The organism is Frigoribacterium sp. CFBP 8766 (assembly GCF_014841435.1).
GTDB lineage: Bacteria > Actinomycetota > Actinomycetes > Actinomycetales > Microbacteriaceae > Frigoribacterium.
In genome coordinates, this window is record NZ_JACYTX010000001.1 from 224,528 (window position 1) to 238,057 (window position 13,530).

13 protein-coding genes are annotated in these 13,530 nt (G+C 72.7%); 11 read left to right on the forward strand and 2 right to left on the reverse strand.

Annotated elements, in window-relative coordinates; genetic code table 11:
- Positions 1-120 precede the first annotated feature (120 nt).
- The 10 genes from IFT90_RS01075 to IFT90_RS01120 all read left to right on the forward strand — a co-directional run bounded on the left by IFT90_RS01075 (position 121) and on the right by IFT90_RS01120 (position 10,841).
- Entirely contained in the window at positions 121-735 is a 615-nt protein-coding gene (locus IFT90_RS01075) for an FHA domain-containing protein (RefSeq protein WP_192040631.1), read from the forward strand.
- 94 nt (positions 736-829) lie between these two features.
- Positions 830-1,423, forward strand: coding sequence for a hypothetical protein (locus tag IFT90_RS01080; protein WP_192040632.1), 594 nt, complete (start codon positions 830-832; stop codon positions 1,421-1,423).
- Between the two features lie 108 nt (positions 1,424-1,531).
- Entirely contained in the window at positions 1,532-1,861 is a 330-nt protein-coding gene (locus IFT90_RS01085; protein WP_123547575.1) for a hypothetical protein, read from the forward strand.
- Positions 1,855-2,700 (forward strand): hypothetical protein, encoded by an 846-nt coding sequence (locus tag IFT90_RS01090; RefSeq protein ID WP_192040633.1) that lies wholly within the window; start codon positions 1,855-1,857, stop codon positions 2,698-2,700. Before IFT90_RS01085 ends, IFT90_RS01090 begins: the two co-directional genes overlap by 7 nt.
- Positions 2,701-2,853: 153 nt before the next feature.
- On the forward strand, positions 2,854-3,147 hold the full coding sequence (locus IFT90_RS01095; RefSeq protein WP_158614657.1) for a WXG100 family type VII secretion target: 294 nt from the start codon (positions 2,854-2,856) through the stop codon (positions 3,145-3,147).
- A gap of 65 nt (positions 3,148-3,212) precedes the next feature.
- Complete coding sequence (locus tag IFT90_RS01100) at positions 3,213-3,608, forward strand: WXG100 family type VII secretion target (RefSeq protein ID WP_192040634.1); 396 nt, start codon at positions 3,213-3,215, stop codon at positions 3,606-3,608.
- On the forward strand, positions 3,605-3,913 hold the full coding sequence (locus IFT90_RS01105) for a WXG100 family type VII secretion target (RefSeq protein WP_123547579.1): 309 nt from the start codon (positions 3,605-3,607) through the stop codon (positions 3,911-3,913). The genes IFT90_RS01100 and IFT90_RS01105 overlap by 4 nt, the downstream gene beginning before the upstream one ends.
- Entirely contained in the window at positions 3,910-7,497 is a 3,588-nt protein-coding gene (locus IFT90_RS01110) for a hypothetical protein (RefSeq protein ID WP_192040635.1), read from the forward strand. The genes IFT90_RS01105 and IFT90_RS01110 overlap by 4 nt, the downstream gene beginning before the upstream one ends.
- Positions 7,498-7,742: 245 nt before the next feature.
- Positions 7,743-8,681, forward strand: a complete 939-nt coding sequence (locus tag IFT90_RS01115; RefSeq protein ID WP_192040636.1) for a hypothetical protein — start codon at positions 7,743-7,745, stop codon at positions 8,679-8,681.
- A gap of 1,227 nt (positions 8,682-9,908) precedes the next feature.
- The gene (locus IFT90_RS01120; protein ID WP_192040637.1) at positions 9,909-10,841 is read left to right on the forward strand and encodes a hypothetical protein; all 933 of its coding nucleotides are present in this window, start codon (positions 9,909-9,911) and stop codon (positions 10,839-10,841) included.
- Positions 10,842-10,908: 67 nt separating this feature from the next.
- Here the strand turns inward: IFT90_RS01120 and IFT90_RS01125 are convergent, their stop codons facing one another.
- The gene (locus IFT90_RS01125; protein ID WP_192040638.1) at positions 10,909-11,601 is read right to left on the reverse strand and encodes an SDR family oxidoreductase; all 693 of its coding nucleotides are present in this window, start codon (positions 11,599-11,601) and stop codon (positions 10,909-10,911) included.
- 25 nt (positions 11,602-11,626) lie between these two features.
- Entirely contained in the window at positions 11,627-12,082 is a 456-nt protein-coding gene (locus tag IFT90_RS01130) for a hypothetical protein (protein WP_192040639.1), read from the reverse strand.
- Positions 12,083-12,191: 109 nt separating this feature from the next.
- Between IFT90_RS01130 and IFT90_RS01135 the strand changes: the two genes are divergently transcribed.
- Positions 12,192-13,103, forward strand: a complete 912-nt coding sequence (locus tag IFT90_RS01135; RefSeq protein WP_192040640.1) for a hypothetical protein — start codon at positions 12,192-12,194, stop codon at positions 13,101-13,103.
- The last annotated feature ends 427 nt before the right edge of the window (positions 13,104-13,530 follow it).

A 13,530-nucleotide genomic window follows, 5' to 3' on the forward strand; every position in this document is an offset into this window, starting at 1 on the left:
ATCTCTCGCCGGCTCACCACGCCGCGGGAAGGCGTGGGCCCGGCACGCCAGGCGGGCCCGGCGGGTCGCGTATCGTGGGGGACGGCTTCGAGGGGACGACGTGACGGGGACTGACGGCTGATGGCATCGCGATGCGAGTACTGCGGGGCCGAGCTGCGCCCGAACAGCATGTTCTGCCTCTCGTGCGGGCAGCTCGTGACGTCGGGCCGGGCGCCGGTCGCGGCGCCGCTGCCGGCACCGGTGGCGAGCACGCGGCCGCCGCTCGAGCGCACGGTGCCGCCGGTCGCGCGGCCTGCCGCCGCCCCGGCGGCCGCATCAGCGGCGACACCCGTGGCCGCACCCGCGCCGGCTGCTGCCGCACCGGTCCCGGCGGCCGTGCCCGCGCCTCCTTCGCCCGTCGTCGCGAATGCGACCTTCATCGTGGCGTTCTCGACCGGGCAGCGCCTCGTCGTCGACGGCCCGGTCGTCGTCGGTCGTCGTCCCGAGCAGGCCGCGGGAGAGGCCGGGGCAGCCGCGTTCGCGGTGACCGACCCCGAGCGGTCGACCTCGCGCGCCCACGCCGCCTTCGACGTCGTCGACGGGCAGCTCGTGGTGACCGACCGCGGCTCCGGCAACGGCACCGTGGTGCACCGAGCCGGCGTCGAGATCGAGTGCGTCGAGGGGCGGCCCGTCGCGCTGCGCCCCGGCGACGAGCTCGAGCTGGGCTCGGTCGGCGCGACCGTCGCCGTCGGTTGACCGAGGCGAGGCCCGGTCCGAGACGCGGCCGAGACCGCGACGAGGCCGAGACCGTGACGTGGGCCGAGACCGTGACGAGCCCTAGGCTGTCGGCGTGACCACGACCCCGCGCCGTTCCCTGCTGGCCCTCGTCGCCCTCGCCTCCGTGACCGTGCTCGGCCTCTCGGGCTGCGTGAACATCGCGGACCACAGCGACCTCGACCTCGGCTCGACGGTGACGGTCAACCCGGCGCTCACCTCGTCGGCTGACGACACCCGTGTCGAGGTCACCGTGACCGACATCGCACGGGCCGATCCCGAGGACGTCGCCTCGTGGGACGAGTTCGACGCCGCGGGCGTCGACGTCTGGCTGGCGACCGTCGACCTCGCCGTGACCGAGGGGGCGATCCCGCCCGAGGGCGATCCCGGCTTCGGCAGCCAGTACTGGGGGCTCATGGTGGACGACGAGCTCGTGCACGGGGACCGCCTGCCTGGCGTGCTGGCCTTCGACGACGACTTCACCGCGGACTGCCCGCTCGAGGGGCGCGCCGTCGCGCCCGACCTGTCGCAGGGCTCCGCCACGACGTGCGTCGTGCTCACCGCCCCTGCCGGGGCCGAGCCGAGCCTCGTCGTCTTCGACAACTTCAGCATGGGCGGCCGCTACGGCCGCAGCCAGGCCGAGGCGAGCTGGGTCGTCGACGCGAGCTGACGGCCGGCGCGGCCGGCCTCGGTCGCAGCCCGATCGAGTCCGACCAGCCCCGACCGGCAGCCCCTCTCGCTACCATCGGAGCAGTTCGATCGACGACGGGGGAGAGACGTGACCGACGACCTGGAGACCACGTGTGCGGCGCTGAAGGCGCCCACCATCGAGCTGATGAGCGCCACGATGCTGGCGCAGGGGAACCCCGGGGCGCTCGTGCGCGTGCAGGCCGCGGTCGAGGGCGTCCGCGCCGTGCTGGCCTCGGCGCCGTCGACGACGTCGTCCCCGGCGTTCGACGCGTGGGCCGCCTCCGCCCCCGCCGTGCTCGCCGAGATGGAGGCGGGCGTCGAGTCCCGTGACCCGCGTCGCGCCTGGCAGGCCTTCACCGACCCGGTGCGCGGCTTCGACCAGCTCGGCCAGGCGTGCGCGGGGATGCCGGGGTGGTGAGCCCCGCGGCCTCGCCTGAGGACGAGCGCAGGCGCCAGACCTGGCGCGACTTCTTCGCGGGGGGCGGGCGCTACGAGGTCCGCTACCTGCCCGCTCGGTGGCACGACATCGTCCGTCGCAACGTCGTCACCGCCGCGCTCATGATCGGCCTCGCCGTCGTGCTCGTCGCGGCGCTCTGGTGGTGGGGCCGTCTCGGCCCGTTCGTCCTCGGGAGCGTGCTCGCTCTCGTGATGGTCATCTACGCCCTCACGGCCCTCCACCGGCGCACGATGCTGATGGCGCAGTCCGGCGGGGAGCCCGGACTCGCCCTCGGCGTGTCCGACGAGGGCCTCCACACGCCGGTCCAGGGGGTCGGCACCATCCCGTGGCCCGAGGTGCTCGGGATCTTCCTCGTGGACGCGCACGCGAAGGCCGACGCGATGCGTGCCGCGAAGGGGCTGCAGGGCGCCGCGGCGAGGTTCGCGGCGAAGAACGGCGCCGACTCGGTCCAGATCAACGTGGTGCTCTCCGACGGGAAGGCCGTGAGGAGGCGCCTCCCGCGACGATCGCACCGTCGCGTCGTGCAGACGTGGGCCCATCACGACGGTCCGCAGTTCGGCGTGATCTCGTTCTCGATGGACAGCGCCACGGACCAGAGCGACCCGTCTGCCATGCCCCGGCTGGGTCTCGCCCTCACCGTGCAGTGCGAGGACCGTGGCATCCCCACGCGCCTCGACAGCGACGCGACCCGCTTCGCGGAGCACATGATGCGCATCTCGAACGTGTTCGACTACTCGGGCGTCGACGGCACGGCCGCGGGCACGGGTGCCGACGCGTCCGGGGGACAGTCGCGCACCTGATCTGGACGGATCGTTCTGCCCCGCCCTAAGCTCGCCCTGACAGCATGACGGATCGTCGCTATGCTGCCGGAGTTGTGTGCCTCGTCCAAGGGGGGACACGGGGGCGACACCACCGGTGCGTCCCGTGTACACGAGCGTTCAGGAGGAAGAACCATGGCCGACATCCGCGTCACGTCCGATTCACTGTCAGGCGTCTCGAACCAGCTGTCCTCGGGATCGCAGTCGATCGAGTCGCAGCTGCAGAACCTCAAGTCCCTCGTCGACGGCCTCGTCGGCGGCGACTGGTCGGGTGCGGCGTCGCAGTCGTTCCAGGAGCTGTACTCGCAGTGGGACCAGTCGGCGATCCAGCTGAAGGAGAGCCTGCAGGGCATCAGCGAGCTGCTGAGCCAGGCCGCCCTCTCGTACGAGGAGTCCGAGAACTCGATCTCGGGCACGTTCCGCGGCTAGCAGTCATCCGCCGTCGACGCCGCCTGCTCACCAGCGGGCGGCGGTGACGGCGTAGGGGGAGTCACATGGTCCAGTACCGGGTCAGGACAGAATCGCTGGGCGAGGTCGCGAACCTCCTCCAGTCGGTCGTGAGCACGTTCGACGCGCACGTCGCCGAGACAGGGTCCGTCGTGCGCAGCGTCGTCGACTCGTCGTGGGAGGGCGAGGACGCCACCCTCTTCGAGAAGAACTGGCAGGAGTTCCAGGCCGGCGCGACCGCGTTGCGCACCGTGCTCTCGAGCCTCGCAGGGCGCCTGCAGGCTGCCGAGGGCGGCTACGGCAGCACCGAGTCCGGCCTGAGCGGCGGGTTCTCCGAGAGCGCCGGGGCCATGGCCGTCCGTCCCGCCGCCGCGTCCGCCGGGCTCAGCGAGGCCGTCCCCGCCGACCGGCAGTCGCCCCCCGCCGGGGAGGACGCCCGATGAGCGAGCAGCAGGCCGACACGACGACGCTGCAGCAGCTCGTCGACCAGATGCAGTCGCTCACCGAGTACTGCGACGCCCTCAAGCAGGGCGCGAGCACCTTCGCCTACATGCTGCCGAACGACTGGCAGGGCCCCGCGATGGCGGCGTTCCTCGGCAGCTTCGAGCAGTGGGCCGCCGGTGCCGAGGCGCTGACGCAGTCCGCCGAGGCCCTGCACCAGCAGGCCACGACCGCGCACACCGCCTACGAGTCGGCCGTCGAGCAGCTCGACACGCAGTGGAACGACTTCAGGGGGCAGCTGCCGTGACCACCGTCAGGCTGAACGCGTTCGGGCTCGTCACCGACGGCAGCGAGATGTCGACCATCGCGTCCGACGTCACCGCCGCCTGGACGAGCCTCTCCAGCTCGCTGAGCGGGTCGGCGGGCATGGCCGGCGACGACGAGCTCGCCGAGGACTGGAGCCCGGACTACGACGACGCCGCGAAGGGCTGTGCCAAGGGCACGGAGGCGATCGCGTCGTTCCTCCAGGGCTTCGACGGCCTGCTGGCCGGCACCGGCGCCGCCTACAAGGAGGCGGAGCTCACGGGGGCAGGAAAGCCCGGCACGAGCGGCATCGAGATCCCCGCCAGCACGACTCCGTCCGCCTCGGTGCCGCCGTCCGCGCTCGGGTCGAACCCCATCCCGGGTGGTCTCGGGGAACTGGCCGAGCTCGTCGAGGGCGCCCTGTACGCCGTCGGCGTCGTGTTCCCGCGAGGCGACACGGAGAAGCTGCGCGCGGCCGCCCTCGCCTGGGGCACCTTCGCGACCGACCTCGACCGGGCGAAGTCGCGCCTCGGCAGCAGTCTCGTCGAGCTGGCGGCGTCCGAGGTGCCACAGAGCGGCGTCGCCGACGAGGTGCGGACCGCCATCCAGAACATGATCGGCGAGTTCTCCGAGGCGGCGAGCGGCAACGAGACCGCGCTGAACGACCTCGCGCAGAACATCGACGACACCTGGGCCGAGATCCGCAGCATGCTCGAGAGCCTGGCCATCGAGCTGGCCATCGACATCGGCATCTCCGTGGCGCTCTCCTTCGTCACCTTCGGCGTCGGCGCCCTCGCCGGTGCGGCCAAGGCCACGACGACCATCGCTCGCTGGGTCGTCAAGATCGCCGAGCTGATCCGCAAGCTCAAGATCATCAACCGGATCCCCGCCGACAAGTTCCTCAAGGCGTCGAGCGTGCTGCGGAAGCTCGAGCACGGACCGATGCACTGGCGCTTCGGGGCCGAGGTCGTCAAGGGCACCATCAGCGGTGCTGCCTCCTCGGTCGTCGTGTCGGCTCGCAACGGCGAGGAGATCACGGTCGACTCCCTGCTCGCGACGCTCGCGGGCGGCGTGGTCGGCGGCGTCGCCGGCGGCGGCGTGGGCGCGGGCTTCGCGGCCGCCTTCGGGCGACGCGCCGGGCGTCACGCCGTGCAGCCGACGTTCTTCCGCGCCACGGCGACCGAGGCGGCCAAGGGCGCTGCCGAGGGCGCCGCCGGTGGAGTCGCGGGCGGCTACACCGAGTCCCGCATCAAGGGCGAGGACTTCAACGCCGGCCTCGCCGCCCTCTTCGGCATGGGAGCCGGCTCCGCGATGGGCGCCGGCGGCCACGGCGTCGGCGCGGCGATCGACGCGCGCGGCGGGACGGGTCTCGGCTTCGACGCCGACGCGGCCCTCGCTGGCCGCGACGGCGAGAACGTCTCGCCGACGTTCCTGGCCGAGCGCAACGCAGCCTCGCAGGACAGCGGCTTCATGGATCGCGGTGCACCTGACGGGCCGGTCGGCGACGGGGTCTCTTCACCTTCTTCTCCCGCCCCTGCGCCTGGGGGCGGGGCTGCACCCGCCGCCTCCTCCGTCGCCGGCGGTGGCGCCGTGTCGACGAGCTCGGATGCTCCGGCGGTCGCGGCCGGGGGGAACGCGGGCGGAGGCACGAGCAGCGCAGGAGGCGCCGGTCCCGTCCGCACGGACGTCGCCGACGTCGACACCACGTCGCTCCCCGACGCCGCACCGGCTGGCGACGGCACGAGCCAGGCAGCACCGATCGACAGCACCACCCCGGAGGCGACCACCGGGTCGGAGTCGGGCTCTCCCGAGACGACGGCACCCGAGGCGACAGCGCCTGAGACGACAGCACCCGAGACCACAGCGGACGCGTCGGTGACCGACTCGTCGTCCACGTCCGAGAACTCCGGCACGCCCGAGTCGGCCTCACCCGAGTCGTCGGCGTCCGACAGCTCGCCGTCCTACTCGACCTCGACGTCCGAGTCGTCGACCACTCCTGATCTCACGGCCACTCCCGAGTCGTCGGCGACACCGGACTCGGCCGTCACGCCCGATGCCGGCACCACGCCGGACTCCTCGACACCCGAGGGAGCCGTCACGGAGACGCCGGCCGGCGAGGCGACCACCTCGGAGGCCGTCTCGTCCGATGCGGACGCGACCGGCGCCTCCTCGATCGACACGGACCTCGTGACCGCCGACGAGCTGGGCGTCAGCCCGGAGTCGAGCGGCGACGCCTCGGCCATCCCGACGGACGCACAGCTCGCGGACGTGCGTTCGGCGATCGACGCCGATGTCGCGGCGCACGCGGAGGCCGCGGCCGCCCACGCATCGCCCCAGGGCGACACCATGGCGCCCTCTCCCGAGGCCACGGCGTCGCCGGACGCCTCGGCGTCGACGACGTCGGCGACTCCCGAGTCGACGACCGACGGCACCCCCGTCGACGTGGCCTCGAGCACGCGGGACGACGCGACCCTCGGCGAGCACGCGACGCAGGCCGACACCGCTGCGTCCTCGGGCGCCGACGGCAGCCCGAGCTCGCACGGGGACGGCATCGCCGATGCGCCGCCGGCCGCAGTCGGTGCGGCCTCGGCTGCGGGCGCGACCCTCCTCATGGCCAAGCCGACACTGAACTCGGATGCGGTCACGACGCGAGGCGACCAGAGTGCAGGGCCGCGGGGCGAGCATCCGGCTTCGAGCGGCCGTGATGAGAGCGGACCCACCGGGGCCGATCCGGAACGACCTGAGGGCCTCGGCAGAGGCAAGGGGCCCACCTATCCCGAGTCGCGGGTGGCGACGTCCTCGCGTGAATATCGGGCGGGGCTCGAGCAGATCCTGCATGCCCACGGGTTGGACCGTCGTTCTTTCCGCGGGCTGACGGATCGACCGATCGTGGAACTGAACCGCGCGGAGATCGACACGTTGCTCTCTGTCCGACAGGACATCGACGACATCCCATCATCCGGGGTCTGGTCGAAGGTCCTGACTGCAGCTCGTGCCGAACGGATTCTCAACGGCGACACGTTCATAGCCAAGAACGGGGTCGGCGGTTTCGTCTCTCGGTTCGAGCACGTCACTCGTCTCGCGACTGGGAAGGTCATGACGCCGGCGAGGATATTCTCGAGGCTCGGCCTGGGCTACCCGGGAAGCGGCTTCAGCAAATCGGACCCGGTGACGTACGCCATCCGATTCGAGGCCGAGGCGCCTCCCGTGTCAGCAGTGACGCAGAACGAGCAACTGGATCTCCTACAGCAGTGGACCGACCCGGGCCCGGGCAACGCCATAGCGCCGGATGTCTGGGACAGCTCATCACCGGCGCAGCGGCTGCAGCTTCTCGGCCCTGTGCTCGACCGCCACTTCAGGAATGACGCGCCGGGACGCGAATCCTTCGATGCTGCACTCGAAGCGAACGTGCACAATCCGCTTCGAGGTAGCGGCTGGGCAGGCCACCGTGGCAACGCAACGCCCGAGGCTGTCGCGGATGGTGTTCACCTGCGCGACGGGGCTGAACTCTGGCGCTACGACCGCAAGGGCGGTCAGATCGTGATCCGTGTCTACGACGCGAAGACGCTGAGCTGGCGATCGCCGTGACGGGTCACCTGCCGTCGGGCATCCGCCACGTCGACGGCAGCACCCTCAGAGGCTGGCACGGAGGTCTGCTCGAGTTGGCGCTCGATCCTGAGCGGATCGCATCGGGTCTCGCGCTGGAGGGGCTGCGTCGTGATCGGACGGGTGCCTGGTGGCGGGGCATGGAGGTGGAGCTGGGACGGGACGCCGCAGGGACGGTGACCGTTTCCGGCTACGGCTCGGACGCTCTCCGGCGACGGGCCGGTGTCGTGACTCGCGATGAACGGAGCTCGTGGTTCGTCGAGCCGCTCGACGATCCGTCAGAGCTCGTGTCTTCCTGGACCACGACCGACACCGTCCTGGCCGGGACCACGCACGTCGCTGGTGGCTTCGTGCATCGAGGTGCTGAAGTGAGGAGGCTGCGGAGCTTCGAGCCGCACGGGAGCCGGACGGTCGGCGACGGCACCTCGATCGCGTTCGAGGGGGAATGCGGCGACGAGGTGGTCGTCGGGTCGGGCGATCGGCTGGGGTGGATGCAGAAGGGCGGCCTGCTCGACGGGCTGCCGGTCGTGGTCTGGGCCGAGCGGGACGGCAGATCGTGGGTCGTGGGCGACAGGGCTCCTCGAGATGCCCGGAGGGGCGCGAGGCGGATCGAGATCTCGACCGACTGCTGGCCCCGGCCGCTCCGAGGGTGGTGGTGCGATTCCGCTCGGGTCGAGGTCCTCTTCGCGTCGGAGCGCGCCTGGCAGGACCCCGTGCCGCCCTTCCTGCTGCAGGGCAGGTACGGTCGGGCTCTCGGACACGAACTGCACCTCACCGATCTTCCGCAGCGACCGGACACGGCGTTGCCCGTCGACGCGCCCTGGGGTCTGACCGACCTCACCACGCCTGTTCCCGTCCTGGACGAGCCGTACTCGTTCGTGACCCCCTCCGCAGGGACGGCGGTGCTCTCGGCCGAGCCCGAGACCCGATCGTGTCGAGTTCTGCGGACATCAGGGCTCTTGGCGGGACGGCCTGTCGTCCTCGACGCGCCGTGGGCATCGATGGCGTCTCGCCGGTCGACGGTCGTGAGAGGCGACGGGCCCGTACCCGGTGCCTGGACGACCGAGACAGGCCGGCTGATCGAGCCGGTGGCCGACGAGCGCGGGTGGACGGCTCAGGTGCTCGTCGACGACCTCGTCGACGTGCGCACCGAGGTGATCGGCTAGGGCCTCGGTCCCCCCTAGCGCGCGACGGGGGTGTTCGAGCCATGATGGTCTCGACGGGAAGGGGTGGTCACGTGGCTTCGTCTCGGGAGCGAGCACAGACGGCGGTCCCGGCCCCGTCCGGCGTCGCCGCCGTCGTGGACGGCGAGGTGGTGGCCAGGTCTCGTGGCACCTGGGTCGGGTCCGTCGTCGACGGCACCGTCACCATCCCGGACGAGCGGAGCGGCGTGGTCGTGGGCTTGCCCGTCGAGACGTCCACCATCACGTCGACGATGACGACCGCCTGGTCGTCCGGTCATCGAGTGGTGGTGCTGCAAGGGACCACCACCCGGTGGCTGCTGGCTGGACGTGTGAGTCGTGGAGGGGCTGTGCCGTTCGGCGTCGAGCGGGTCGAGGACGACGGGAGCTTCGAGCTGGCCGTCGACGATCTCGACCTGGTGGCCGGTTTGAGGTCCACCGTGGACACGCTCGTGCCCTCGGCCACGAACGCAGCTGAGATGGGAGCCTCGGCCTTCTCCGACGGCAGTGCCCGACGGCTGTCCTCCCTGGAGGCCGTCCCCTCGTCCGGTGACCAGATGCGCGGTGTCTTCCAGTCAGGGAGCGGCGAGCCCGTTGCGGTCGACGGGGCCGAGAGACGTCGCTGGCGGCACGGCACGGCACAGTTGGCGGGAGACGAGATCGAGGTGCTCGCCGTGACGGGGGACGAGTGCTGGGCCGCAGCGCGGACGTCAGGGCGTCTGGACGGACGGGCGCGCACTGTCGGCCCCCTGCTGCGCGGAGACGGACCGGCGTACGTGGGCTGGACCGCCACGGAGGCCGCCGTGGTCGGCGCCCGGACCGTGCCCGACGACGAGGTCGAGGACCGTGTGCGCGTCCGCAGCGCGGCCACCGTCGCGGGCATGTCGGTGGAGCTCGCCCGGCCATGGGACCCGTTCACGTCGCGCGACGTGCTCGAGGTGCGGGGGGCGGGGCCGTCCCCGAGGCCGTCTTGCTGTCCGACGGGTACCTCGTCGAGCCGGAGCCCGCAGGAGGCGCTGGTTGGGTCGCCCGTGTGCGGCAGGACCACCTCGAGGACGTCCGCACCGAAGCGATCGGCTAGGGGCCCGTGGCGCAGGACGACGGCCTCATCCGGGCGGGGGAGGCGCCCCCGCGGCCCGCGCCTCCTGTGCCATCCTGGTCCGGGCGACCGGTGGACCAGTGCCGTCGCCGCACGACCTCGGAGGGGCGCAGATGATCCTGCAGAAAGCCGTCACGCCGCAGCTGAGCGCGGCTTACCACGACCACGACCACGATCGGGTGGCCGGCTTCGTCGTGCCCTGGGGCGCCGTCGGCCACGCGCGCACGCCGCGTGAGCTGATCACGGCGCACGGCCTCGACTTCCCGGCGACGCCGTTCTCGCCCGACATGCCCCACATCGACGTGCTGCGGTTCGAGGGCACGGCGAACCTGCTCCTCGAGAAGGCCACGGGCGGTCCCGACCGCGCCACGCAGAACGTCACCGGCGGGCCGTTCCTCGACCGGCCGCCGTTCCGCGGGGACGGCTTCGTCGCCGACCCCGACCACGTCATCCCGCTCTCGTGGCTCCCGCACCGCCGCGTGCCGGCCGGCGCCGAGCTGCACCGCATCGCCGCCGACGGCACGAGCACCTACCTCGCGTACTTCCACTCCGCCGCCTGGGGCTGGATCTACGCGGACGACATCGAGGCGATGCGTGAGCGCCAGCCGCGCCTCGTCAGCCGCTTCGTCGGCGGCCTGGCCCGGATGGACGACGGCGAGGTCCGCATCGCCGACCTGATCGACGGCGGCACGCGGGTGATCGCCGTGCGCCAGGACGAGCAGGCCGAGGCCGACGGCTGGACGCCGACCACCCCGATGGTCTGGTCGCGCACCATCGACGTCGCCGACGCGCAGGAGTACTTCGAGCTCGACATCCGCACCCGCTGGAACGGCCTCGGCTACCGCGTCACCGACCAGTACCCGACCGCCACGGGCCTGCAGCTCAGCGGCACGTACACCGACCACGACGCCGACCTCGCGGAGGGGCTGCAGCTGGTCAAGATCGACGCCGCGGTCTACGAGGGCGAGCTGCCGGGCCACCTGCTCGAGGAGGCGACCGTCCGTCAGACGCAGCTGCCGGAGTGGCCTGCCCTCCCGACGACCTGACCGCCCCGACCCTCACGGCGCACCGACGCGTTCGTCGGTCGGTCAGGCCCGACGGGGTCGACCGGCGTCAGGCGCGACGGGTCGGGCGCACCGACACCACCTCGGCCGTCGCGCCGTGGGGCAGGTCCACGACGAGGCGGACGGCGTCGGCCACCGACTGCGGCTCGAGGTAGAGCGACACGTCGTAGAGGCCTCCCTCGCTCTCGACCAGCTCGTGCTGCATGTCGGTGTCGACGCGGCCGGGATGGACCGAGCTGACGCGGACGCCGTGCCGACGCTCCTCCTCGCGCAGCGAGTCGGTGAGGGCCCGCAACGCGAACTTGCTCGCCGCGTAGGTGCTGCCGCCGGGACCGGCGGCGAAGCCCGATCCGCTGTTGATCGCGACGACCGTGCCCTGGGCCGCGCGCAGCGCCGGCAGCAGCTGCCGGGTCAGCTCGGAGACGGCGAAGACGTTGACCTCGAAGACGCGGCGCCAGTCGTCGCGGCTCGTGCCCTCGACGGTCCCGCCGCCGATCACCCCCGCGGCGTGCACGACGACGTCGAGGCGGTCGAGCGCGGGTGCCTCGAAGGGCGACCCCGCGAGGTCCGCGACCCAGGGCGTGGCCGAGGGGAGCGAGTCGGCGAGGGCGACCAGCGCCTCCTCGTCCCGGCCGTGCACGACGACGTGGTGCGTTCGCGACAGGTCGCGGGCGACGGCGAGGCCGATGCCGCGGGTGGCTCCGGTGACGAGGGCGGTGGGGCGGGACGCGTCGGTGCTCATCGCCCCAGTCTGACGCGTCGCGGCGTCAGTCGCGGATGATCGGCAGCGGCCCCGTGAGCTGCGGCAGCTCGCGGTCGCTGAGCAGCCAGCGCTCGCCGGAGGCGGTCACCAGGAACGCGAGGGGCCCCGGTCGGCAGACCACGAGCGCCCCGCCGGACTGCTGCTGCAGCACCTGGTCGAGGGCGCCGCCGAGGTCGCGGTCGTCCTCCGAGCCACCGGCCGAGAGCACGGCGCAGCGCCCGTCGGCACCCATCGCCGAGAGCAGCCGGCGCACGCCCTCGGGGTCGCGCAGCTCGGGTGCCATGGGGTGCACGACGCCCATGTCGACCCACTCGACCGACTCGAGCAGGGCGTCGAGGCGCTCGCGGGGGGTGTCGACGCCCTCGGCGGCCTCGTGGGCCAGGCTCTGGACGGTGTCGCGGGCGTCGGGCGCGGCGAAGGCCTCGAGTGCCGCGATCACGGGTGCGGGCAGCTGCGGCACGGAGATCTCCTTCGGGGTCTGGATCTCCCATCCTCCCACCTGGTGCGGACGGGCGGGTCCTCCGCGCGGTCGAGGCGCCGACGGGGGCCGCGACTGCGAGGATGGGGCGGTGACCACCGCCTCCTCGTCCACCGCCTCCTCGACGCCCCCGCCCCTCGGCCTCCTCCTCGACGTCGACGGGCCGATCGCCAGCCCGGTCAGCCGCAGCATCGCCCTGCCGCAGATCACGCGAGACCTCGTCGCGCTCGCCGCGGCGGGCATCCCGGTCGTCTTCAACACCGGCCGGTCGGACGCGTTCATCCGCGACGAGGTCGTCGGCCCGATGATCGCGGCGGGCCTGCCCGCCGGGGCGAGGGTGCACGGCATCTGCGAGAAGGGCGCGTCGTGGTTCTCGATCGGGCCCGAGCACGGCCCCGGCGGCATGAGCGAGGTGCAGGTCGACTCCGCCCTGGCGATGCCCGCCGACTTCGCCGCCGAGATGGACGAGCTCGTCACGGCCGAGTTCGCCGACCTGGTCTTCTTCGACCACACCAAGCGCGCCATGGTCTCGATCGAGCAGCTCACGACGGTCGAGTCGGCCACCTACCTGGCCCGCCAGCGCGAGTTCGACGAGAAGGCGATGGAGGCGCTGGTCCGGCGAGGCGCGGGGGTCCGACGACTCGACGACGAGCGTCGCGACGCCCGCGGCGAGGTGCAGTGGCGCGTCGACCCGACCATCATCTCCACGGACATCGAGTCGGTCCGCCTCGGCAAGGACCTCGGCGCCGAGCGCGCCCTCGAGCTGCTCGCCGAGGACGGCGAGCTGCCCCTCGCGTGGCGCACCGTCGGCGACTCGCGCAGCGACTACGCCATGGCCGACTGGCTGCACGAGAACGGCCACGACGTCGCGCACGTCGACGTCCGGCCCGCCGACGGCGTGCCGGCCACCGAGTACCCGGTGCTCACGAGCGCGACGGGGCTGATCCACGACGAGGCCGGGGCGGAGTTCCTGGCGCGCTGGGTCCGCGACGTCGGCGCCTGAGCCGGCCCGCCTCCCTCGGGACGTGCACCCTCTGCACGGAACCCGCCTGCGGGACGTGCATCCTCTGCACGGTTCCGCGTCTCCGGGCGGGCCGCTCGACGGGTGAGAGCGGGCACCCCGGGTGAGTCTGTCCCTCGCCCGGGTGACACGACGGGCGATACCGCCGGGTATGAGGCCAGCAACGGCGCGGGTCCCGGAGGGCGTGTGCCCCACAGGAGGGGTACGACCCCCCGAACGGGTGACAACCCCGTTCCAGACCAGCCTGTACTGTTCTGATCAGTCGCCGCGAGGTCCCCCGAAAGGCCCACACGACGACCGCTCCATCAGCACCACCGCCGCCCGGCGACCCACCGGGCGCACCCGACAGGCCCGTCCGAGAGGACGAGCCGCGGAGGCACCCTCCTCCGCTCACCGCCGTCGCCGGCTC

Coding starts and splice junctions, on each gene's coding strand:
- IFT90_RS01075 (WP_192040631.1), top strand. CDS start 121: ATGGCATCGCGATGCGAGTACTGCGGGGCCGAGCTGCGCCCGAACAGC.
- IFT90_RS01095 (WP_158614657.1), top strand. CDS start 2,854: ATGGCCGACATCCGCGTCACGTCCGATTCACTGTCAGGCGTCTCGAAC.
- IFT90_RS01100 (WP_192040634.1), top strand. CDS start 3,213: ATGGTCCAGTACCGGGTCAGGACAGAATCGCTGGGCGAGGTCGCGAAC.
- IFT90_RS01105 (WP_123547579.1), top strand. CDS start 3,605: ATGAGCGAGCAGCAGGCCGACACGACGACGCTGCAGCAGCTCGTCGAC.
- IFT90_RS01120 (WP_192040637.1), top strand. CDS start 9,909: ATGATCCTGCAGAAAGCCGTCACGCCGCAGCTGAGCGCGGCTTACCAC.
- IFT90_RS01125 (WP_192040638.1), bottom strand. CDS start 11,601: ATGAGCACCGACGCGTCCCGCCCCACCGCCCTCGTCACCGGAGCCACC.